The 20067-nt window shown below is 68.6% G+C and carries 24 protein-coding genes and 1 tRNA gene; 14 read left to right on the top strand and 11 right to left on the bottom strand.

What is annotated here, in order from left to right:
• Positions 1 to 132 precede the first annotated feature (132 nt).
• Positions 133 to 510, top strand: coding sequence for a divalent-cation tolerance protein CutA (gene cutA, locus ACIBVQ_RS38355; RefSeq protein ID WP_399183739.1), 378 nt, complete (start codon positions 133 to 135; stop codon positions 508 to 510).
• Here cutA and ACIBVQ_RS38350 read toward each other — a convergent pair.
• The 3 genes from ACIBVQ_RS38350 to ACIBVQ_RS38340 form a co-directional block, all read right to left on the bottom strand.
• Positions 470 to 1465 (bottom strand): XRE family transcriptional regulator, encoded by a 996-nt coding sequence (locus ACIBVQ_RS38350; RefSeq protein ID WP_399183737.1) that lies wholly within the window; start codon positions 1463 to 1465, stop codon positions 470 to 472. The genes cutA and ACIBVQ_RS38350 overlap by 41 nt on opposite strands.
• Positions 1466 to 1889: 424 nt before the next feature.
• Positions 1890 to 1982 (bottom strand) — tRNA-Ser (locus ACIBVQ_RS38345).
• A gap of 488 nt (positions 1983 to 2470) precedes the next feature.
• The gene (locus ACIBVQ_RS38340; protein ID WP_352014836.1) at positions 2471 to 3034 is read right to left on the bottom strand and encodes a YceI family protein; all 564 of its coding nucleotides are present in this window, start codon (positions 3032 to 3034) and stop codon (positions 2471 to 2473) included.
• A gap of 101 nt (positions 3035 to 3135) precedes the next feature.
• Here ACIBVQ_RS38340 and ACIBVQ_RS38335 point away from each other — a divergent pair, with 101 nt between their 5' ends.
• Positions 3136 to 3648, top strand: coding sequence for a MarR family transcriptional regulator (locus tag ACIBVQ_RS38335; protein ID WP_352014837.1), 513 nt, complete (start codon positions 3136 to 3138; stop codon positions 3646 to 3648).
• Here ACIBVQ_RS38335 and ACIBVQ_RS38330 read toward each other — a convergent pair.
• Positions 3608 to 4117: a SigE family RNA polymerase sigma factor gene (locus ACIBVQ_RS38330; RefSeq protein WP_352014838.1), complete on the bottom strand. Its 510-nt coding sequence runs from the start codon at positions 4115 to 4117 to the stop codon at positions 3608 to 3610. The genes ACIBVQ_RS38335 and ACIBVQ_RS38330 overlap by 41 nt on opposite strands.
• 306 nt (positions 4118 to 4423) lie before the next feature.
• Here ACIBVQ_RS38330 and ACIBVQ_RS38325 point away from each other — a divergent pair, with 306 nt between their 5' ends.
• Both ACIBVQ_RS38325 and ACIBVQ_RS38320 read left to right on the top strand, forming a co-directional pair.
• Positions 4424 to 5401, top strand: a complete 978-nt coding sequence (locus tag ACIBVQ_RS38325) for a hypothetical protein (protein WP_386194200.1) — start codon at positions 4424 to 4426, stop codon at positions 5399 to 5401.
• A gap of 5 nt (positions 5402 to 5406) precedes the next feature.
• Positions 5407 to 6252 (top strand): MauE/DoxX family redox-associated membrane protein, encoded by an 846-nt coding sequence (locus ACIBVQ_RS38320; protein WP_352014840.1) that lies wholly within the window; start codon positions 5407 to 5409, stop codon positions 6250 to 6252.
• Positions 6253 to 6376: 124 nt separating this feature from the next.
• Here ACIBVQ_RS38320 and ACIBVQ_RS38315 read toward each other — a convergent pair whose 3' ends face one another.
• Positions 6377 to 7558 (bottom strand): AAA family ATPase, encoded by a 1182-nt coding sequence (locus ACIBVQ_RS38315; protein ID WP_399183732.1) that lies wholly within the window; start codon positions 7556 to 7558, stop codon positions 6377 to 6379.
• 380 nt (positions 7559 to 7938) lie between these two features.
• On the opposite strand from ACIBVQ_RS38315, the gene ACIBVQ_RS38310 reads away from it, so the two are divergent.
• From ACIBVQ_RS38310 to ACIBVQ_RS38295, 4 genes are read left to right on the top strand one after another with little or no spacing between them, the layout of a single operon-like run.
• Entirely contained in the window at positions 7939 to 8709 is a 771-nt protein-coding gene (locus tag ACIBVQ_RS38310) for a M15 family metallopeptidase (RefSeq protein WP_399183776.1), read from the top strand.
• 53 nt (positions 8710 to 8762) lie between these two features.
• A complete protein-coding gene (locus tag ACIBVQ_RS38305) occupies positions 8763 to 9626 on the top strand; it encodes an NUDIX hydrolase (protein WP_399183730.1) in 864 nt (287 codons plus the stop codon).
• A 31-nt stretch (positions 9627 to 9657) separates the two neighbouring features.
• On the top strand, positions 9658 to 10665 hold the full coding sequence (locus ACIBVQ_RS38300; RefSeq protein WP_362911100.1) for a permease: 1008 nt from the start codon (positions 9658 to 9660) through the stop codon (positions 10663 to 10665).
• A complete protein-coding gene (locus ACIBVQ_RS38295; protein WP_399183728.1) occupies positions 10662 to 11360 on the top strand; it encodes a TIGR03943 family putative permease subunit in 699 nt (232 codons plus the stop codon). The genes ACIBVQ_RS38300 and ACIBVQ_RS38295 overlap by 4 nt, the downstream gene beginning before the upstream one ends.
• A gap of 6 nt (positions 11361 to 11366) precedes the next feature.
• Here ACIBVQ_RS38295 and ACIBVQ_RS38290 read toward each other — a convergent pair whose 3' ends face one another.
• Positions 11367 to 12092: a PrsW family glutamic-type intramembrane protease gene (locus ACIBVQ_RS38290; RefSeq protein WP_399183726.1), complete on the bottom strand. Its 726-nt coding sequence runs from the start codon at positions 12090 to 12092 to the stop codon at positions 11367 to 11369.
• A gap of 133 nt (positions 12093 to 12225) precedes the next feature.
• Positions 12226 to 12792 carry a cadmium resistance transporter gene (locus ACIBVQ_RS38285; protein ID WP_399183724.1) on the bottom strand — a complete coding sequence of 189 codons (567 nt, stop codon included), beginning with the start codon at positions 12790 to 12792 and terminating at the stop codon, positions 12226 to 12228.
• A 115-nt stretch (positions 12793 to 12907) separates the two neighbouring features.
• Here ACIBVQ_RS38285 and ACIBVQ_RS38280 point away from each other — a divergent pair, with 115 nt between their 5' ends.
• The 5 genes from ACIBVQ_RS38280 (at position 12908) to ACIBVQ_RS38260 (ending at position 15693) form a co-directional block, all read left to right on the top strand.
• A complete protein-coding gene (locus tag ACIBVQ_RS38280; protein WP_399183722.1) occupies positions 12908 to 13639 on the top strand; it encodes a hypothetical protein in 732 nt (243 codons plus the stop codon).
• Between the two features lie 269 nt (positions 13640 to 13908).
• Positions 13909 to 14190 carry a hypothetical protein gene (locus ACIBVQ_RS38275; RefSeq protein ID WP_352014848.1) on the top strand — a complete coding sequence of 94 codons (282 nt, stop codon included), beginning with the start codon at positions 13909 to 13911 and terminating at the stop codon, positions 14188 to 14190.
• Between the two features lie 227 nt (positions 14191 to 14417).
• Positions 14418 to 14771, top strand: coding sequence for a hypothetical protein (locus ACIBVQ_RS38270; protein WP_352014849.1), 354 nt, complete (start codon positions 14418 to 14420; stop codon positions 14769 to 14771).
• Positions 14772 to 14833: 62 nt separating this feature from the next.
• A complete protein-coding gene (locus tag ACIBVQ_RS38265) occupies positions 14834 to 15073 on the top strand; it encodes a cell division protein SepF (RefSeq protein ID WP_352014850.1) in 240 nt (79 codons plus the stop codon).
• A gap of 53 nt (positions 15074 to 15126) precedes the next feature.
• Entirely contained in the window at positions 15127 to 15693 is a 567-nt protein-coding gene (locus ACIBVQ_RS38260; RefSeq protein ID WP_352014851.1) for a hypothetical protein, read from the top strand.
• A 9-nt stretch (positions 15694 to 15702) separates the two neighbouring features.
• Here the strand turns inward: ACIBVQ_RS38260 and ACIBVQ_RS38255 are convergent, their stop codons facing one another.
• The 4 genes from ACIBVQ_RS38255 to ACIBVQ_RS38240 all read right to left on the bottom strand — a co-directional run bounded on the left by ACIBVQ_RS38255 (position 15703) and on the right by ACIBVQ_RS38240 (position 18612).
• Positions 15703 to 16095, bottom strand: a complete 393-nt coding sequence (locus tag ACIBVQ_RS38255) for a cupin domain-containing protein (protein ID WP_399183719.1) — start codon at positions 16093 to 16095, stop codon at positions 15703 to 15705.
• A 48-nt stretch (positions 16096 to 16143) separates the two neighbouring features.
• Complete coding sequence (locus ACIBVQ_RS38250) at positions 16144 to 16776, bottom strand: HAD family hydrolase (RefSeq protein ID WP_399183717.1); 633 nt, start codon at positions 16774 to 16776, stop codon at positions 16144 to 16146.
• Positions 16773 to 17531 carry a DeoR/GlpR family DNA-binding transcription regulator gene (locus tag ACIBVQ_RS38245; RefSeq protein ID WP_352014854.1) on the bottom strand — a complete coding sequence of 253 codons (759 nt, stop codon included), beginning with the start codon at positions 17529 to 17531 and terminating at the stop codon, positions 16773 to 16775. Before ACIBVQ_RS38245 ends, ACIBVQ_RS38250 begins: the two co-directional genes overlap by 4 nt.
• Positions 17532 to 17673: 142 nt before the next feature.
• Complete coding sequence (locus ACIBVQ_RS38240) at positions 17674 to 18612, bottom strand: hypothetical protein (protein ID WP_399183715.1); 939 nt, start codon at positions 18610 to 18612, stop codon at positions 17674 to 17676.
• Positions 18613 to 18789: 177 nt separating this feature from the next.
• On the opposite strand from ACIBVQ_RS38240, the gene ACIBVQ_RS38235 reads away from it, so the two are divergent.
• The gene (locus ACIBVQ_RS38235; RefSeq protein WP_399183713.1) at positions 18790 to 20031 is read left to right on the top strand and encodes a cytochrome P450; all 1242 of its coding nucleotides are present in this window, start codon (positions 18790 to 18792) and stop codon (positions 20029 to 20031) included.
• Positions 20032 to 20067 lie beyond the last annotated feature (36 nt).

The raw sequence follows: 20067 nt of genomic DNA, 5'->3' as shown, positions 1-20067 counted from the left end.
CGGCGCGTGGGCGGTGCGGTGGGCGGCTCGCGGTCCCGCCGCCGGCCGAGACCGGCGCCCACGCCGCACGCTCGGGCGGCGTTCGGGCGGCGGGCCGTGCGGCGGCGCGCCGCGCCGCCGCGCTTGATACCCATGAGAACAATTCGGCAGTGTTGCAGCGTGGTCGGGAACGCTTCGGATTGTGCAGAGGTTCGGGTCACCGTCAGCGGTCGTGAGGAGGCGTCGCGGATTTGTTCGGCAGTGGTGGAGGAGCGGTTGGCCGCTGCGGCTCAGGTCGTCGCGCCGATCGAGTCGGTCTACTGGTGGGCCGGGGAGATCCGGCGTGCTGATGAGTGGCTGGTGGTCATGATGACGACCGTTGGCCGGTTCGAGGCTCTGGCGGCGCGGGTGCGGGAGTTGCACTCCTATGAGGTGCCGCAGATCGTCGCTGTTCCCCTGGTGGCCGGGACGGCTGACTATCTGGAGTGGATCAGGCGGGAGACGTCCCCAGCGCCCGGCGGGTGGAAGTGATGTCTCCCAGGAGTTCCCGGGCGGCCTGGTCCTTCTGTACGGCAAGGGTCTTTTCGACGGTGGCGAGGTGCTGTAGTCCCCAGGTGGATTCGCTGCGCCGGGCGGATTCCAGGGCGCGGCGGGCGTAGGTGACGCCTTCGGTGACGTCGCCGATCTGGAGTTGGGCCTGGGCGATGTCGGCGTAGACGACGGCGACCTTCTTGTGGTCGGTGTCTTGGGCGACGGCCGACAACGCGGCCTGGCCTGCCTCGATCACCCGGTGGTCGTCGCCGAGCCGTACGTAGGTGGACAGGTGGAAGGCGGCCATCCGGCCGGCGTCCAGGAAGCGGGTCCAGGCGCGTTCGCGGTGTGGGCGGGCACGGCTGTAGGCGTCTTCGGCCTGGTGCAGGAGGCTGACGGCGCGTCGGTCTCCGAGAGCGGCGAGTTCCTCGGCCTGACGGCTGAGCAGCCAGGCCCGGGTGGCGTCGTCGCCGTGGGCGGGCAGGAACTGCTGGGCGTGGCGTACGGCCTCGTGAGCGGCGCGGCCTTGGACGGCGTATGACTTGTAGGCATGGGTGCACGCCTGGATGATCTGGTGTCCGCTTTCCTTGGCGGCCAGGGTCGAGACGCGGTCGAAGGACAGGGACTGGCCGGGCTGCTTGAGGTCCCAGGCGATCCAGGAGGCGAGGGTGGCGGCTTCGCCTGCGGTGGCGGCCAGACGTCGGCGGAACCTCTCGGGTGGACCGCTTTGGAGCAGGTTGCTCAGTTCGGTGATGTGGGTGGTGAGGCCCTGGTAGATGGCTCGGGCGGGAAGCACGTACTCCAGGCGGTGAAAGCCGACGGTGCGGGCTTCGAGGCGTTCGACGGTGTCCTCGTCGAGTGCTTGAGGGCCGGTGAGTGCCCGGGACAGGCGGTCCCAGGGGTCAGTGATACTGGCCGCGGCTTCGGCCGTCATCCCGGCGGCGAGTAGGAGCATCGTTCGGCGGTCCACGTGAGCGTCCAGCCTTCCCACGATCCAGGCCAGTGTCAGAACGTCGGCGTCCCAGGGGACGGCGCTGTGATTCTGGCCGACAGTGACAGGGCTTTCCACGCTAAGCAGGCTGCTTGTCGTCGTTCCATCCCGAGGCGGGATAACCGGGGCGGGATGTGAGGCGTTGCCGATCACCTGCGGTGCGGTGGAGTGGGCGAGGCCGAGAGCCAGGCGAGCGCTGTCGGGCATCTGGAGCCCTTGGGCGACCCGTTCGATCACCTCGAACGAGGTGACCTGCACGGTTCCTTTCATGATCTCGCTGGGCGAGGCCTGAGCCTTCGTTGTGCCCCCGTTGCAACTAGAACTACAACTAGAAGCCCCTCATAGATCAAAAAGGCCCTCTCCCTGAGATCGGGAGAGGGCCCTTCACTGGCGGAGGCTCGGGGATTTGAACCCCGGATGGGCGGTAAACCCAAACCGCATTAGCAGTGCGGCGCCATAGACCTGACTAGGCGAAGCCTCCTGGTTGCCGAGTGGCTCAGCATAGAGTACCGGCCATCAGGCGAGGCAGCAAAGCGGTTCCCGCAGACGCCGTGTCGGGGAGGCGTGTACCGGTTATCCACTCCTGTGGATAACTTTGTGCACACCTGTGGACGATCAGCGATTCTCGCAGGCAGACACGGCTGTGAGTCTGGGGATTCCCGCCAGACGAGACGTCCGGTACCACCTGACGGAATATCAACTTCCCGGGAAAGCCGGAGGGTACTGCCCCGACCACACAGGCGGGCGCCGGACCCCAAGCCCAGCCGTGCCCAAAGACCACATGAGTGATCTCACCGGAAAATCCACAGGCTCCCTCCCGAACACCGGAAAGGAGCCTGTGGACAACGAATCCCGAACGCCGGGAGGGAACCTGTGGACGACGACTATCGGGCGACGAAGGTCACGACACCGGGCAGGCGGCGAGGACCACGACACCACGCGGGCCAATCGACCCTCCCATGACGATCGTCAGGCGGCGGGGTTGGCCTCGCCCTCGATCTCGATCTTGATCTTCTTGCCGACCAGGACGCCACCGGTCTCCAGGGTCTGGTTCCAGGTCAGGCCGAACTCCTCGCGGTCGATCTCGGTCGTGATGGAGAAGCCCCACACGGACTGGCCCCAGGGGTTGGTGCCCGCGCCACCGTACTCGACGGTGAGCTCGACCGGCTTGGTGACGTCGCGGATGGTGAGGTCACCGAGGACGGTGAACTCGTCGCCGGAGTGGCCGACCACGCGCGTGCTGCGGAAGGTGATCTCGGGGAACTTCTCGGCGGCGAGGAAGTCGTCGCCACGCAGGTGGCCGTCGCGGTCGGCGACGCCGGTGCTGATGCTCTCGGCCTTGATCGTCAGCTCGGCGGAGGACTCAAGGGGGTTCTCGGCGACGGTGACGCTTCCGGCGAACTGGTCGAAGTGACCGCGGACCTTGCTCACCATCATGTGCTTGACCATGAAGCCGATCCGGGTGTGGGCGGCGTCGAGGTTGAAGGTACCCGCGGCGGGGAGCTGAAGGTTCTCCCAGGTCCGAGTGGTCATGACTACTCCTGAAGAGGTGCTTGCAGTGCGGATGTTTGCGCCAACAGATTTCTACACGAGGAATATTCCCCACGTCAACCATCATCGGTTAAAGTGGAACGGTGACCTCCTTTGACGACTCCCGGTTAACGGCCATGGGCCTGTTCGCGGAAGCCTTCGGCGGCCTGCTGGCGAAGACCCACACCTCCTTCGCCGAGGCGGGGCTCTCGGACATCGACTTCGAGACCCTCATCCGGTTGGCACGTTCCCCGGGCAGGCGCCTGCGCATGAGCGACCTGGCCGCGCAGACCAGCCTGTCCACCAGTGGGGTGACCCGGGTCGTGGACAGGCTGGAACGTGAGGGACTGGTCGCACGGCAGGCGTGCGCGACCGACCGCAGGGCCTCCTACGCCGTGATCACCCAGGCGGGCACGGACCGGCTCACCGCGGTGCTCCCCCGGCACCTGGCGGACATCGAGGAGTGGTTCACCGGCCTGCTCCCCCCCGAGCAGCTCGATGTCTTCCTCGACATGCTGCGGACGATCCGCGACGCCGTACGGCCGTGCGCGACGGCCGGGGCGGAGTCCGGGGAGTCTAGCGCTGGGGCTGCGGCTGTCGCTGCTCAGGAACCGTGAGATCGCCGCGTAGCCGCGCCATCGCCCTGGAGACCGTGCTCTTGACGGTGCCGACGCTGATGCCCAGCGCCCTGGCGATCTCCGGCTCGGTCATGTCCTCGTAGTAGCGCAGCACGACGGCGGTCCGCATCCTGGTCGGCAGCCGGTCGAGGGCCTGTTCGACCTGCTCGGGCAGATGGCCCGAGCCGCTGACGAGGACGGGCTCGGGGATCTCCTCGGCGGGATACTCCTCCAGCTTGCGCCGCCGCCACCAGGAGATGTTGATGTTGACCATCGCCCGGCGCACGTAGGCGTCGAGCGCCGCGCGGTCGTGGATGCGACCCCAGGCCAGATAGGTCTTGAACAGGGCGGCCTGGAGCAGGTCCTCGGCGTCACTGGGATGCCCGGTGAGCTGACGGGCCGCGCGCAGCAGTGTCGGACCGCGAGCAACGACGTACTCGCGGAACTCCTCATGGATTCCGCCGCTCACCGCGATCACCAGCCTGTGGTCAGGTGTGCCTCGTGGCCAGAATCGCAGCCAGAGCCCCTAAACCGGCTGAACCGGAACCTATATTTCGTCCCGTCAACAGCAAAGAACGCCTCCCCCAGGCAGAGGTGTCCCAAGTCGGAGTCAGGTACTGGTTTGCCCTAGAACGGGGAATGACGCGTTCCACCGGGAGGGGGAATTTTGCTACCCCGCCACCCCACCGACAGGATTATTGGCCGAAGCGAACGGCGAGACTCCCGTGAGCGTGTGACGCTGACCGGGAGACCTTCGCGAAACATGGGAGTGACGATGCCGTATCGCAGCGCCGACCGCCGCCGTGTGCTGGCCGCCGCCGTGCTTGGCAGATCCCTCGACTCCCCCGGCTCCTCCGACGAGCGGGAGCCGGACCCCGAGGCCGACTCGGAGGAGGGGGAGCCCCTGCGTTCGATCACCGGCGAGATCCTGGACGTGAGCCCGCACCTGATCGTCGTGGAGACCCCCGAGGGGGAGGAGGAGCGGCTCGTCATCGCGCCGTGGGCGACCGCATGGCGCGGTGAGAACGTCTCCCCCGCCGACCTGCCGGTCGGTGCCCACGTGATCGTCAGGGCCCTGCAGGGCGGCCGGGTCGTCGACCGGATCTGGGCCGACATCACCCGCATCACCGGCGTGATCCAGTCCGTCGGCAGCGGCCGCAGGGACCTCACGGTCGAGCTGTACTGCGGGCCCCACCGGGGGCGGCGCACGATCGTCATCCCCTACGGCGCCTCGGGACGCCTGCGAGTACGGCACCCGCAGTTCGAGCCCGGCTACCTGTTCGACGCCATCGGAATCCGCGAGGACGGTGTCGCCCACGCCCGTCTGCCCGCGACCTCCCAGCCGCCCTACCGGTGGACCTCCGTGCCGAAACCGCCTCCCGGGTACGGCGCGCAGTCCCGCATCTCGGGCACCTCGACCTGGTCCGACACCTTCGACTGGGGTGAGCGGGGCGTGGCCTATCCCATGCTGGAACACGCCGACAGCGACTGCCAGGACGCCGGCGTGTCCTGTACGGCGCTGCCGTACCTCGCGCTGGGTTCCGCGCTCAGCGTGCGCAACGTGTGCGCCGGGCGGACCTCGGTGCTTCCGATCGTGGCCTGCGGCTGCCTGGCGGGCCGGTTCTGCGACCGCTGCCTGGAATGCGGCACCTCTCCCCGTGGCCGGATCGTGGAACTGTCGCCGGTCTCCTTCGTGGAGCTCGGCGGGGAGCTGACCAAGGGGTGTTTCAACGCCCGGGTCGGATTGGGGTGACACAGATGCTGACGATGATCGCCGCCGCGCAGCTTCCGGTGCTGAGCGCGCTGCTCGTCGCGGGAGCGCTCGCCAAGGTGTGGACGGCCAGGGGCGAGGCGGAGCCGGGCGTGCTGAGCAGGCTCGGTCCCGCGGTGCTGGTGGCCGACCGCTGGCGCGCGCCCGCCATGCTCGGCTGCGCGGCCGGTGAGGTGGTCCTGGTCGCCGGGCTGGTGACGACGGGTCATCCGGTGTTCCGCTGGGGTACGGCCGCGTTCTTCGCCGTGTCGACCTACGTGCTGTGGGAGCTGCGGCGGCGCCGTCCGGACGTGGGGTGTGGCTGTTTCGGCGAGGTCAGCGCGGTGCCGGTCGGGCTGCGCTCGCTGGGGCGCACCATGGTGCTGACCGCCATGTCCCTCGGGCTGGTCTGGACGCCGCGGATTCCGGGCTGGGCGCTGTTGTCCGGTATGAACTGGACGCAGGCGGTCGCCGCCCTGGGCGGGCTGCTGGTGCTCGCCGTACTCTCGCCGGAGATCGAGGAGGCGGCGGCGCGGCTGCGGTATCGCGCGCCGTGTGAGCAGCGCCCGCTCGACCCCGCGCACGCCCTCGGCCGGCTACGGGCGAGCGCGACCTGGCGCTCACACGTGAAGCTGCTGTCGAGCACCGAGCCCGTGGACAGCTGGCGTGAGCTGTGCTGGCGGTTCTTCGTCTACGAGGGGCGCGGTCACACGGGTGAGCCGGTCGAGGTGGTCTTCGCGGTCTATCTGAGCGGGCGGCACCCGGCGGTGCGGGTGGCGATGGTCGGCTTCGACGGTCAGCCGGTCGAGGAGATGTCTCTGCTGGAATCTATGCCCGTATCGGCTGGACGCTAGAGAGCCCTAGATCTTTCTAGCGGTTCCATACAGCTCTATACGGCTCTCTAGCTTCCCCACTAGAGAGCCGTATAGAGGGCTAGGGCCCCGTGTAGACCGTGACATCACTATATCGAACATGTGTTCAAACGGGCTGGGAACGCAGGAACTTTCCGAAGTGTGGCACCGTGAACGCGATGAACCCGCGCTCGGCGCTGTAGATCAGGCCCTTCTTGATCAGGCTGTCACGGGCCGGGGAGAGGCTTGAGGGCTTACGACCCAGCCCCTCGGCGACCTCCGCGGTGGCCACCGGCTCGTCCCCGATGGCGGCCATCGCGTGCATGTAGTCACGCTCGGCGGGTGTCGCCCGCTCGTATCGGCTGCCGAAGAAGCCGACCGCCAGCTCCTCCTCCGCCTCGGGCGCGGAGACCTTGATGTCGTCGGCGGTGATCGGGCTGCTCAGCGCCAGGTCCCAGGCCACCTTGCCGTAGGCCTGGACGAAGTAGGGGTAGCCGTCGGCCGCCTCGTAGAGGGCGTCGAGGGCCTCCTGGGTGAACTCGACCCCCTCGCTCTCGGCCGGGGCGATGAGCGCCAGGTCTGCCGCCTCTCGGTCGAGCCGGTCGATCCTGGCGTAGCGGAACAGCCGTTCGGAGTAGCTCTTGCTGGCCGACAGCACGCCGGGCAGGTGCGGCAGGCCCGCGCCGACCACGATCAGCGGGCCTCCGTTCTGGGACAGCTCGTGGCAGGCGGCGCAGAGCGCTGAGACGTCCGGCGCCTGCACGTCCTGCATCTCGTCGATGAACAGGGCGATGCCGACCCCCAGGTCGGTGGCGACCCCGGCGGCGTCGACGAACAGCTCGGTGAGGTCGATCTCCAGGTCGCCCGAGTCGGCGCGGCCCCGGCTCGCGGGCACGTCGATGCCCGGCGACCAGTGCGAGGTGCCCTTGGCCGCGCTCGGGTCGCGCATCGCGAAGGCCTTGAGCACGCCGAGGAACTCCTCGATGCGCTCCGGCGCGCGGTGCCGGGGGGCGAGCTCACGGATGGCCAGGTGCAGCGCGGCGGCGACCGGGCGCCGGATCGACTGGTCGGGCCTGGCCTCGATCTTTCCCGTGCCCCACAGCCGCTGCATGGCCATGGACTTGAAGGCGTTCAGCAGGACGGTCTTGCCGACGCCGCGCAGGCCGGTGATGACCATGCTGCGCTCGGGACGACCGCGGGCCACCCGCTCCAGGACGATCTCGAACTGCTGCAGCTCTCGGTCACGCCCGGCGAGCTCGGGAGGGCGCTGCCCCGCGCCGGGGGCGTACGGGTTGCGCACGGGGTCCACGGTCTCGGACTTTATGACGGGATATAGCGGCCGAGGTAGATTTCCGTAGAAAGGGCTACGGCGTGTCGCACGAGGCCGTGCGCAGGGGTGCGTCGCGGGGATATGGGGTGTCTCGGGCACCGCGAGCATCGCCATGACACACCCCCATCTGGGCAGACACCGCCCGAACCCGTGTTCGATCCGGTGCGACCGACTATAGCGCCCCTTCGAACACCTGCGCGGGATTTTCGCCAAAAACCTCGGCCAAGGAACGTCAGGGCGCGGGCGACCGTACGGGGCGGTGGGGCGCGGCGGCTACCCTTTGTCACGTCAGGTGGCCGGACGACTACCACGGTCCGCCCGGCGTGCGGCGACGACAAGTGAGAGGCTCACGACTCGTGATGCGTAGTATCCAGGCGACGCTCGCGGTGGCCACCGCCTGTCTCACGACCGGTCTCGCGACGGCGTGCGGCACGACCACCGCCCAGCGGCCCGCCTCCGGTTCCCCCGTCTCCCAGACCTCCGCGGCCGACGAGACGGCCCAGAAGACGGCCCAGGAGACGGCACCCCCGGCTCCGGGCTCGACCCCGAGCCGTACGGCCCCGCCGAAGTTCTCGGCCACGGTCTCCAAGGTCACCCGTGAGCAGGTCAAACACTCCTGGCGGCCGGGTTGCCCCGTCCCCCTCGACGGCCTGCGGATGATCACGATGACCTACTGGGGCTTCGACGACAAACCCCACACCGGCAAGCTGGTCGTGAACAAGGACGCGACCGAGGCCATCACCAAGGTCTTCGGCCGTCTGTACGACTGGCGCTGGCCCATCTACAAGATGGAGCCCGTCGACGCCTACAAGGGCGACGACTTCGACTCCATCGACGCGAACAACACCTCGGCGTTCAACTGCCGCGCGGCGACCGGGTCGAGTCACTGGTCCCAGCACGCCTACGGCAGGGCCGTGGACATCAACCCCCGCGAGAACCCCTACGTCTCGGCCGACGGCTCGGTTGCGCACAAGAACGCCAGAAAGTTCGCCAAGCGCCCGGTGGACGCCCCCGGCGTGGTCAACCCCGGCGACCGGGTCGTCAAGGCCTTCGCCCGGGTCGGCTGGGGCTGGGGCGGCGACTGGTCGGGCATCAAGGACTACCAGCACTTCTCCGCGGGCGGAAACTGAGCGCCCGCCCCGCGATCAGAACCGGCCGGAAGAGGCGGTGCGATGATGGGGGCATGGCGGCCAAGGACGGGGACGGGTGGGTCGAGTGCGCGCTCGGCCATCGGCACTGGGGGGTGTACGGCGCGGCCGGACTGCTGGCCGTGCATCATGACGACGCCGGCACCCCGCGTGTGCTGATGCAGGAACGTGCCGGGTGGAGCCATCACGGCGGCACGTGGGGCCTGCCCGGCGGCGCGCTCGACAGTCACGAGAACCCCGTGGCGGGCGCGTTCAGGGAGGCGGGCGAGGAGGCCGGGCTGGACGGCGACGACCTGCGGATCCAGGGCGTCTACGTCGACGATCACGGCGGCTGGTCCTTCCACACGGTGATCGCCGCGACTCCCCGGCTGCTGGACGCCCTGCCGGCCAACGACGAGAGCGTCGACCTGCGCTGGCTCACCCCCGACGAGATCCCCGACAGGCCGCTGCATCCCGGTTTCGCGGGAAGCTGGCCGGTGATCGGGCGGGCGCTCGGTCCCGTGCTGGTCGTGCTCGACGCCGCGAACATCGTCGGCGCCCGTGCCGAACACGGCTGGTGGCGTGACCGCGCGGGGGCCACCGCCAAGCTGGTCTCCGAGGTCGGCGCCCTGGCGGCCAGCGGCGTGCGCGCGCTGCCCGCCAGGACACCCACGCTGACCAGGTGGTTCCCCAGGTTCGCCGTGGTGGTCGAGGGGGCGGCCCGTGACGTCCCCGGGGTTCCCGGGGTCACGATGATCTCCGCGCCCGGCAGCGGTGACGACGCCGTGGTGCGGGCCGTACGGCAGGCTCCGGGGTGGGAGCACGTCCTGGTCGTCACCGCGGACCGGGGACTGCATGAGCGGGTCGTCGCGCTGGGCGCGGACGTGACCGGTCCCAGGTGGCTGTTGTCCCAGCTGTGATGGACCGTAGGGATCTGACACGATATGGATCATGTTTGGGTCCCGGAGTGGCTGGGATGACGAGGGGGTTCTGCCGCCTGACTCGTGGGGGCGGGGCACGTCGCGACTGCCGTGGGGGTTCGCGTTCGTCGTCGTCCTGTTGGTCGTGGGCAGGCTCACCCTCACTCCCCACCTGACCTCGCCCGCCCTGCGGACCTGGGCGACGGTGTTCGTCGCCGTGTGCGTGCAGGCGCTGCCGTTCCTGGTCTTCGGGGTGGCGCTGTCCGCGGCGATCACCGCGTTCGTCCCGGCGTCCTTCTGGACCAGGGCGCTGCCGAGGCGTCCTGCCGCCGCGGTGCCGGTCGCGGGCCTGGCGGGCGCGGTGCTGCCGGGGTGCGAGTGCGCCTCGGTGCCGGTGGCGTCCGGCCTGATGGCGCGGGGGGTGACGCCCGCCGCCGCACTGGCCTTCCTGCTCGCCTCCCCGGCGATCAACCCGGTGGTGCTGGTCTCCACGGCCGTCGCCTTCCCCGGGCAGCCGATGATGGTTCTGTGCCGGTTCGGCGCGTCGCTGGCCGTCGCGGTGCTGACCGGCTGGCTCTGGTTGCGGTACGGCCGTCACGAGTGGCTGCGCGTTCCCTCCCATCCACACGGTGCGGGCGGCAGGCTCGCGAGGTACGGCGAGGCGATGCGGCACGACCTGCTGCACGCGGGCGGATTCCTTGTCGTGGGAGCCCTGGCCGCGGCCACGCTCAACGTCGCCGTCCCCCGGGAGTGGCTGGACGCGGTCGGTGGGGTGCCGTGGCTGGCCGTACCGGTGATGGCCGTGCTCGCGGTGCTGCTGTCGATCTGCTCGGAGGCGGACGCGTTCGTCGCGGCCTCGATGACCGCGTTCCCCGCGACCGCGAAGCTGGCCTTCCTGGTGGTCGGGCCGATGGTCGACCTGAAGCTGATCGCCCTGCAGGCGGGCACGTTCGGCAGGGCGTTCGCGGTCAGGTTCGTCCCGGTGACGTTCGCGCTCGCCGTACTGGTGAGCGCCCTGTTCGGAGAGGTGCTGCTGTGAGCCGCGTGACCCAGAGCCTCGTCCTGGCGCTGCTCGGCGGCGTCGTGTTGTGGATCTCGGGGTTCTCCACGAGCTATCTGAACTACGTCAAACCGGGCTTCCGGCCGTTCCTGGTCGGGGCGGGGGTCGTGCTGGTGGTTCTGGGCGTCGCGGGGCTGTTCACCAAGCGCAAACATGACCATGATCACGGACATGGGCACGGGCACGGGGTCGCGTGGTTGCTGTGCCTGCCGGTCTTCGCGATCCTCCTGGTGGCGCCGCCCGCGCTCGGTTCCTTCGCCGCGGCCAGGTCGCAGGCGCCCGCGCTGCCCAAGCGGGATCCCGGCGCCTTCGCTCCGCTGGCCGGGGGCGGTCCCGTGGACATGCCGATCGGCGAGTTCATCGGCAGGGCGTGGGACGACGACAAGAAGTCCCTCACCGGCCGTGCCGTCCGGCTGACCGGCTTCGTCGTCCCGGCCAGGCGCGGGGGCGAGTGGTACGTCACCCGGATGCAGATCGCCTGCTGCGCGGCGGACGCCTTCGCGCTGAAGGTCCTGGTCAAGGGAATCAAGGCACCGCCGAGGGACACCTGGGTCGAGGTCACCGGGACGTGGGTCCCGCACACGTTCGGCAAGATGCCCAACGGGTTGATCTACCCCGAGTTGGCGGGGACCGGGCTGGCGAGGGTACCGGCGCCCGCGGAGCCGTACGAGTAGGGCCTCCTAGGCCGAGGACGGTGCCGTCTCCGACAGCGTGGCCTTCTCCAGGTCGCGGGTCGCCCGATGGAACAGCCAGTAGCTCACCGCGGCGACCACCGGGAAGAAGAGCTTGACGCCGCCCGGCAGGTCGAGGATGAGCAGGCCGTCGTTGAGCGAGTGGAGTACGGCCGCCGCCGCGAAGGCCGCGGTGACCGCGCTGGTCAGCACGACCCGTCTCCTGGTCTGCCACACCCCGAAGGCGACCGCGCAGACCAGGCCGGTCCAGGCCAGGTGGCTGAACGGGGTGGTGAGCCCCCGCATGAACAGCACCATCCCCGCCTCAACGGCGCTGTCGTGCCTGATGCTCTTCCAGGCGTACGACATCGACTCCATGATGGCGAAGCCGGTCGCGCAGGACAGGCCGAGCGCGACGCCCGCGGGCTTGGTCAGGTGCGCCCCGGTCAGCGCGACCGCGAGTAGGGGGACGAACTTGGCCGCCTCCTCGATCCAGCCGACGCGCAGGATCGTGGGGTTGTCCTTCTCCGAGATGAGCAGGGCGTCGAAGTAGCCGCCGAGCAGCAGGGCGACACCCCCGCCGAACAGGAACATCCCCACCAGCGTGGTGCCCGGCACGCTGTCGCCGATGCGGGTGCGGTCGTGGATGGCGAGGAGGAGAGCGGCCGGCCCCGCGGCGGCGCCGTAGAAGAAAGCCGCGGGCATCACGGCGCGGTTGCCGACCATTTCCATCATGAAGATCAGGGAAGCGGACAGCGCCATCATTGCGATCCACACTTTGAACCATCTATGGCGATAGAACCGTAAATGTCCTCGCATGTGGAACTATTCCCCATTCGAGGCCGTGCAAATTCGGACGAATGGTGCATTATTCGCTAAAGAGCGTGCCCACCAGGATGGTCACGCCGATCACCATGAAGATCACGGGAACGAGCCACCGCCCCCACCGGTCGACCAGGTCGATGACCCTTCCGTGGGAGCCGAGCCAGGAGGCCGTGACACACCAGAGCGCCACGAGCACCGCGAAGACCGCGACCGTGACGAGGCTCGCCGCGGTGCCGGCCGTACGGAACAGCGGGGTGTAGACCGAGATGTTGTCGGCGCCGTTGGCGATGGTCACCCCGGCGATCGAGACCACCCCGGAGGCGACCGGCCGCTCGTCGTCCGCCTTCGCCAGGAGTCCCCGCACCCCCAGGCCGAACGGCACCAGCCCCAGCAGCCCGACCCACCGGTCCGGAACCACGGTCAGTCCGAGCGCCGCGACGGCGGACACGGCCACCAGCGCCGCGATGCCGGTGTACTGCCCCGCGACGATCTTCCCCGGCCTGGGAGTGGCCTTCGCTCTCGCCGCCAGGAACAGTACGGTCAGGATGACGATGTCGTCCACGTTCGTCCCGGCGAAGACGACGGCCGCCGTACCGATCGTTTGCCACACGTGGGCATTATGTCGGCTGGGGTGGCTCCGGATTCGGGGGTTAAGATCGATTTAGTCGCGACTGTGCCGTACCGCCCGTTCCATACCGGTCCCATCGGCCCCCCGGAGGTTTCGCGTGGCCCACCCGCCGCCGCAGTACGGCAGGCCACAGCGGGGCGAGACGGGCCGGGGCGTCGCGGCCATCCTGACCATGGTCATCGGCGTGCTCATCGCGGCGACCATCGCGCTGGTGATGGTGCTCAACCCCGTCTCGACGCCGAAGGACACCTTCCCCACCCAGGAGGCCGAACGCTCCGAGTCGTCGGCGCGACAGGCCGCCCAGCTCGCGCTCGACACCTACTCAAGCGGGTCCTACGGCGACTTCTGGGACCTGTGGAGCACCCAGTCGCAGACGGTGATCAAACGGGAGGACTACGTCAGGCTGTTCCAGCTCTGCCCGCCCCTCGTCCAGGACGGCCAGTTCACCATCTCCAGCGTCGCGGTCGAGGGCGACCACGCCACGGTGCAGGCGACCGGCCCCGGGGACCAGAGCGAGTTCGGCTTCGTCTTCGAGGGCGGCGAGTGGCGGTACACGCCTCCCGCGCAGCAGGAGACCGACTACCGGACCAAGACCGTGGACCAGCTGGCCCAGGAACGACGGACCGCCGGCGGCTGCGGCAGGGCCTCGGACCCCTCCGCCGCCCCTTCTGTGACCCCTTCGCCCAGTCCCTCCTACGGCGCCCCGACTGATCCGTCCGCGACCCCTTCGTACGGCTCCCCTGCCGATCCGTCCGCCGTTCCCTCGTACGTCCCCTCGACGGCCCCGGACCCCAGCTCCGTGCCGACGTCGTTCCTCATGCAGGGCTGACCGTTCCACATGGGATCCGTTCTCCTCTTCCCGGCTTTAGCTCTTAAACCCAGAAAAGCCCAGGAAAAGCACCGTAAAGGCTTTCACAGCCTGGGTGGAAAATGGGCAATCATCCCGATAAATCGCTGAAGACTGCCTAGCGCACCCCCATCTCGCAAATCATCAGTCAACTCTGTGGTATCACCGGTATGTCGCGAATATCGTGAGATCGTATGCCTTGCCACGCAGCCGATTCTCATGCCGACGACCAGTGACGGAGGCCGGGCCCGATGAATGTGCACACCGGGATCGCGACGCTGTTCGCCTTCGCGACCGGAGCGCTCGGGCTGTACGTGCTGGCGACCAACCGGCTCCCCCGCTGGATCCGCAGCCGCGACGAGGGCCAGGCCTCCGCGTACGGCTGGGCGAAGCTGCTGATGGCCGTGTTCATCATCATGATCGTCGTCCCGCAGGCGATCGGCCTGCCGTACGGGCTGGTGGTCGGGTCGATCCTGCTGGGCCTGGTGGCCGCGGCGGCGTCCTGGTGGCTGACGCTGCGGCGAATCCGCTGACCGGCCGCTTTCCTGCCGGGCATTCCCCGAAATAGCCGTCTCCATGGCAGAGTTTCAATGCGTGACACAAGTCTCGTTACCATAGAAATACGAAACGGACACACTTTCGTGTTTTCCGCCCGGCCTGTCCCGGGGAAAGCCGTCCACGGGCCGATCAGCCCGGCGAGAAAGGTCACAAAAAATCATCACGCATATGTCAGATGCGGCCGGTTCGATATATTGACGATGTGTCGCCCAGCGAACGTCCTCTGTCCGCCGATGAGCGGGCCGTGATCCTGGCCCTTCTCGCCCGGGACTTCCCCGGTGCGGAAGACCTCAGGAGACAGGTGCCCTCGGTGGTCGTGACCAGAAACTGCGGGTGCGGATGCGCGACGATCGACTTCCGCACCGAGGACGAGCCTCCCACCCTGGGCAAGGAGCTGGTCTCCTCCGCCTACGTGCGTGGGCGCGACGACGGCGTTCTCCTCTTCGTCAGGCACGGGCGCCTGTCCCACCTGGAGGTCTACTCCAGCGACGGCGACCCGGCCCCGCTGCCACGCGTCGAGGACCTGGTCATCGACCCGCCCGACACCTGGGAGTGAGGACTCCGTACCCCCGCAATGTGAAGGCTTGACCATGTCCTGACACGGGAAAAACCAACTCCGTGATCAAACTGTGCCCGAAGGACTACAAAGAGGCCCTCCACGTCGGCCACTACTTCCGCACCGGCAACCCCGTGGTGATGGACCTCACCGGGCTGCCGGACAGCGAGGCCAGGCAGTTCGTGGACTTCGCGGCGGGTCTGGTCTTCGGCAGGGGCGGTGCCCTGGACCGCCTGTCGCACAAGGTCTTCCTCCTGATGCCCCGGGGCATGACCAGGACCCCACCCCCGGAAGGCGCCTGACCCCACGTAAAACCAGCTGAACATCGCTCCGTGAACCACGACAATCCTTGATCATGGCCACACATCAGGCAGTCGAAGGTCTACGGCGCGCGCTGGAATCCGGCAAACCTGTGCGGATCATTCGCGACATCGACGGCGCCGACCGGCTCGACGCCTACGTGGTCGGGCTCGGACGCAAGTGGGTACTGCTCCACACCATCTCCGCCGGGTTCCACCTCGACGGCCACTCGGTCGTACGGCTCCGCGACGTCGAGCACGCGACACGTTCCAACTGGAAGGCCGCGCGGGTCGCCCACCGGGCCCTCCGGCTGCGTGAGGAGCGTCCCCGGACGCCGCCGGGCATCGACCTCGACACGACGACCGGTCTGATCGACACGCTGACCAGGGCGTTTCCCCTGGTGAGCGTATACACCGAGAAGATCGACCCGGACGTCTGTTATATCGGCCGCGCCCACGGGGTCACGAAACAGAAGAACCTGCGGCTCCAGGAGATCAGCCCCCGGGCGGTCTGGGGGTACGACTGTTGCAAGTACCGGACCACGGACATCACCAGGTTCGACGTCGGGGACGGCTACATCGACGCCCTGCACGCGGTCGGCGGGAATCCACCGGACCTCTGAGCAGGTCGTTCACCCCCGGGAGCCGGTCCGGGGGCCGCTGTACTCGGTGTCGCTGACGTGTTCGCGCCAGGAGACGTCGTCGTCCTCCCACAGTGCGAGATGGGACATGAACCGGTCCGGAGCCGCGCCGTGCCAGTGTTCCTCACCCGGCGGGGTGTGGACGACGTCGCCGGGACGGGCCTCGATGATCCCGCCCTTGCGTGCCTGGATCAGCGCGACCCCCTCGACGATGAGCAGGGTCTGGCCCAGGCCGTGCGAGTGCCACGCCGTACGGGCTCCCGGGGCGAAGCGGACCATGTTGGCCCGTATGTGATCGCCCCGGTAGACCACGTCCGCCCAGGCGTCGCCGGTGAAACACGCGGCGGGCAGCTTCGTGGTCGGTGGTCGCCTCAGGATCTCCATCAGACACCCCCTTGCGCTCTCGGGGGTATGTTCCCCGGTCACCGGGGTTCAGAGCAGGCCGTACCGCTCCAGCTCACCACGCAGGGCCGCGGCGTCGGTGAAGAGGATCGCGCCCATGCCGACGGCTTCGGCGCCCCTGACGTTCGCCGGGCTGTCGTCGACGAACAGCGCCCGCTCGGGAGAGAGGCCGAAACGATCGAGCGCGTACCGGTAGATCTCCGGATCCGGCTTGATCATCTTCAGCTCTCCTGAGACGACGATGTCCCTGAAGACCTTCAGGACCGGATAGCGGTCCACCGCAAGCGGGTACGTCTCGGCCGACCAGTTCGTGATCGCGTACATCGCCGTCCCCGCCCGCTGGACCTCGGCCAGGATCTCCGACGTGCCCGGGACGAGGCCGTCGAGCATCTCCGGCCACCTGCTCCAGTAGGCCTCGATCAGCTCCCGGTGGTCGGGATGGCGTTCCACGGCCTCCCTGACGCCTTCGGCGAAGGGACGGCCGCGATCCTGCTCGGCGTTCCACGGGCCGTGGCAGACCTCGGTGAGGAACCACTCCATCCGGTCCTGGTCCTCGATGAGCTTGCGGTAGAGATGCCGGGGGTTCCAGTCGACGACCACCCCGCCGAGATCGAACACGACCGCCTCGTAGCGCTGCCCCATCGTTCCCCCTGTCGTGGTCAAACCAGGATCACCTCGACCCCGGCGGCTTCGATCTTCCCGATCTCTCCCGGTGGGGCGCCGTCGTCCGTGACGACCGCGTCCAGCTCGCCGATCGGGCAGACATGGCCGAGCCCGGTCATGCCGAACTTCGAGGCGTCGCACACCGCGATCTTCCGCTGCGCCGCGGCGATCGCGGCCTGCTTGACCGGCACCTCGGCCAGGTCGTGGGCCGTCAGCCCGTGCCCTGCGGAAAGCCCGCACACCCCGAGGATCACGGTGTCCACCCGCAGAGCGCGCAGCGACATCTCGGTCAGGTGCCCGGTGAACGACGACGTCCTGGGCAGGACCTGCCCGCCGGGCACCAGCAGTCTCACCTCGGCCGCGCCGCTCAGCGCGTTCACCGAGTGGAGGTCGAGGGGCATCGCGGTGATCCTCCGGCCGGCCAGCGCGCGGGCGACGCGCAGCACGGTCGTCCCGCTGTCCAGCACGACGGACTCCCCGTCGGCAACCAGCTCGTCGATCTTGGCGGCGATCCGCCGCTTGACGTCCACGGCCTCGCGCTCACGCACCGCGAACGGCGGCGCCTCCCCGCGCAGCATCAGGCTCACCGCGCCGCCGCGCACCCGGCGCAACACTCCCTGCTCGGCGAGCTGGTCGAGGTCGCGGCGGATGGTCATCTCCGAACAGCCGGTCCGCTCGGCCAGCTCGCCGACCGTGACCCGCTCCGCCGTACGCAACCAGGAGATGATCTCCAGCAGCCGATTCGAACCCTCCACATGTGCTAATAAACGTGAATGATGTGCGAAAGTCAACCTTCCGCTCGTTCAGACCGGCTCCTCGCCGACGGTGACCATGCCGAAGGAGTCGTGGACTGGCGCCGTGTACTCCCTCATCGCGGCCCATGTGATCGTCTGGGGACTACTGGATGGTCAGGCGGTGACCGTGGTCCACGGACCGGGGGCACAGGAAGATGGTCAAGGCGCCGTAGCGACCGAGGTTGAGCGTGGTCGGCTCGACGGTCTCCTGACACTCGGACGTGCTCCGGTCGAGATGGCGCTCTTCGAGAGGACGCCATCGCGGCTCACTGCCGGCGTCCCACTCGCTGCTGGCCAGCTTGAGGAGCGGCTCGGTCTCGGTCCCGCAGACGTCGCAGGGCAGCTCGTACATGTCAGAGAGATGCCATGACTCCCACCCGCCGATCTTGCAGCCGGGCGCGATGGACAGAAGGTACTGGTAGTCGCCGTCGTCCCACTCGTCGAGGGCCGCCTGAAGCTTTTCGGGCAGTTCCTCGGGATAAGGGTATTCGGTGACCCGTTCGGGACTCAGCACGCAGGAACGCGGTAGACAGTGTTCCACGCTCAGGTCGGCCGCCTGGGCACCGAGAATGCGGTCAGGGGTGGTGTGGTGTCGCATGGGCGGTTCCGCGAGCACATCGACGAGATCGTCGCTTCGACGCCAGACCAGTAGTGGGACGGGTCCAACGATGTCTTCCATGTCGTGGTCATTGGGACACCACAGCACCTGGAGCAGGTCTTTGCCCTCCGGAAAAGGGATCTCGGGAATGTCACGCGCGTAGAACTGCGCGACCCCGACCATGGGCACCGGGCTCTCCGGAAGGTGATCGCGCCGATCCAGCCAACCGGGCTGCCCAAAGGGCGCGACCTGTATTTGGACGACCCGGTCACAGGCGGGCCACGGTTCGGCGACCGGCCAGATCAATGGCCCTCCGATGTGACTGTCGTGGATGGTCGGCTTTCCCGGGCGTGGATGAAGCCGGACGGCCGTCCTGGCGTAGGCGTTCATCCAGGGGAACCTTTCGACGAGATCGATCGGAGGGTCAGGGGTCGTGAAGGTCATGGCCGGGAAGCTTAGGCAACGGAACCGACAGACCACCTCCCAGAAAAGAATGACCGGTTAATCCGGCAAATGAGGAAAAGTCGGTTTTCGGAGGAAGTTAAGCATTGACCGTAAACGGTGGTATGCGTACGTTCCGGGAGGGTCGTCGCTGTGGCGCCCGGAGCCGAGAGGGGCACCATGGCCGCCGATTCCATCCCGAACGACATCTCGAACGACATCGTCCCCGGGCCGCTGGGCACCCCGTCGTCCGAGTACGCGCGACGCCACGAGGAGGGGCCGCTCGACCCGGCCGTCATGCCGAGCGGGGACATGGTGCCGGTCGCCGTCAGATACGAGGACGTCCGGACCCTGCTCGGTTCGGCGGCCTCAAGCCGTAACCTGCGCCTTCCCGGCCTGCCCCGGCTGGTGAGCGGCGTGGGCATCGACGACGACCCCGACGCGCTGATCAACCAGGACCCGCCGGAGCACACCCGCTACCGGCGGATCATGTACGGAGCGTTCACGCCCCGCCGTACCGAATCGTGGCGGCCGTGGGTCGCGGCGATCGCCGGTGAGCTGCTCGACGGGGTCGGCGAGGAGTTCGACCTGGTCGAGGCGTTCGCGGTGCGGTTGCCCGGCCGGGTCATCTACCGGTTGCTGGGTGTCCCCTATGACGACTACGACCGGTTCGTGGCCTGGACGGACATGTTCCTCACCACCTCGACCGCCACCGAACAGGCCCGGTACCAGGGCTACACCGAGTTCATGGCCTACGCCCGGGAGCTGGTGGCCCGCCACCGCGCCGAACCCGGTGACGACCTCATCGACCTGCTCGTGCAGGCTCGTGACGAGGAGGACCGGCTGAGCGAGGGTGAGCTGGTCAACACCGTGTTCGCGCTGATCACGGCGGGGCACGAGACCACCGCCTCGATGGTGTCCAAGGGGGTCTTCCGTCTCATGCTCCATCGTGGGCAGTGGGACGAGCTGGTCGCCCGGCCGGAGCTCGCGGCGACCGCGGCCGAGGAGATCCTGCGTTACGACGGGCCGCCCGCCAGCGCGTTCATGCGCCGGCTGACCGAGGACGTCGAACTCTCCTGCGGCGTGCTGAAGGCGGGAAGCGTCGTGATGCCCGACCTCAACGCCGCCAACCACGACCCCCGCGCCTTTCCCGAACCGGGACGGTTCGACATCCACCGCTTCGAAACGCAGCCGCCGCATCCGCATCTGGCCTTCGGGTACGGCCCGCACCGCTGCCTGGCCGCCGCGCTGGCCAGGGTCGAACTCACCGAGGCCCTCAGGGCGCTGGTGACCCGGCGGCCGGGGTTGCGCCTGGCCGTACCGGCCGAACAGGTCGAGTGGAGTGAGGGGCTGACCCGTCGTCCCGTCGCGCTACCGGTGACCGCGGCCCGCCGTGACAACCGGACAGACCGGGTGGAGTGACCACCCGGTCTGTCGGCTCGCGACGCTGCCGGAGGC

It is taken from the genome of Streptosporangium sp. NPDC049376 (genome assembly GCF_044466505.1).
Classification (GTDB): Bacteria; Actinomycetota; Actinomycetes; order Streptosporangiales; family Streptosporangiaceae; genus Streptosporangium.
Note: the sequence above shows the minus strand (reverse complement) of the source record. Positions and strands in the feature narration are given on the sequence as shown.

Bases quoted from the DNA above. Each gene is read 5' to 3' on its own strand.
- cutA (WP_399183739.1), top strand. From the start codon at position 133: ATGAGAACAATTCGGCAGTGTTGCAGCGTGGTCGGGAACGCTTCGGAT.
- ACIBVQ_RS38350 (WP_399183737.1), bottom strand. From the start codon at position 1,465: ATGCTCCTACTCGCCGCCGGGATGACGGCCGAAGCCGCGGCCAGTATC.
- ACIBVQ_RS38340 (WP_352014836.1), bottom strand. From the start codon at position 3,034: ATGACCACTCGGACCTGGGAGAACCTTCAGCTCCCCGCCGCGGGTACC.
- ACIBVQ_RS38325 (WP_386194200.1), top strand. From the start codon at position 4,424: ATGCCGTATCGCAGCGCCGACCGCCGCCGTGTGCTGGCCGCCGCCGTG.
- ACIBVQ_RS38320 (WP_352014840.1), top strand. From the start codon at position 5,407: ATGCTGACGATGATCGCCGCCGCGCAGCTTCCGGTGCTGAGCGCGCTG.
- ACIBVQ_RS38310 (WP_399183776.1), top strand. From the start codon at position 7,939: ATGCGTAGTATCCAGGCGACGCTCGCGGTGGCCACCGCCTGTCTCACG.
- ACIBVQ_RS38305 (WP_399183730.1), top strand. From the start codon at position 8,763: ATGGCGGCCAAGGACGGGGACGGGTGGGTCGAGTGCGCGCTCGGCCAT.
- ACIBVQ_RS38300 (WP_362911100.1), top strand. From the start codon at position 9,658: ATGTTTGGGTCCCGGAGTGGCTGGGATGACGAGGGGGTTCTGCCGCCT.
- ACIBVQ_RS38290 (WP_399183726.1), bottom strand. From the start codon at position 12,092: ATGATGGAAATGGTCGGCAACCGCGCCGTGATGCCCGCGGCTTTCTTC.
- ACIBVQ_RS38275 (WP_352014848.1), top strand. From the start codon at position 13,909: ATGAATGTGCACACCGGGATCGCGACGCTGTTCGCCTTCGCGACCGGA.
- ACIBVQ_RS38260 (WP_352014851.1), top strand. From the start codon at position 15,127: ATGGCCACACATCAGGCAGTCGAAGGTCTACGGCGCGCGCTGGAATCC.
- ACIBVQ_RS38255 (WP_399183719.1), bottom strand. From the start codon at position 16,095: ATGGAGATCCTGAGGCGACCACCGACCACGAAGCTGCCCGCCGCGTGT.
- ACIBVQ_RS38240 (WP_399183715.1), bottom strand. From the start codon at position 18,612: ATGACCTTCACGACCCCTGACCCTCCGATCGATCTCGTCGAAAGGTTC.
- ACIBVQ_RS38235 (WP_399183713.1), top strand. From the start codon at position 18,790: ATGGCCGCCGATTCCATCCCGAACGACATCTCGAACGACATCGTCCCC.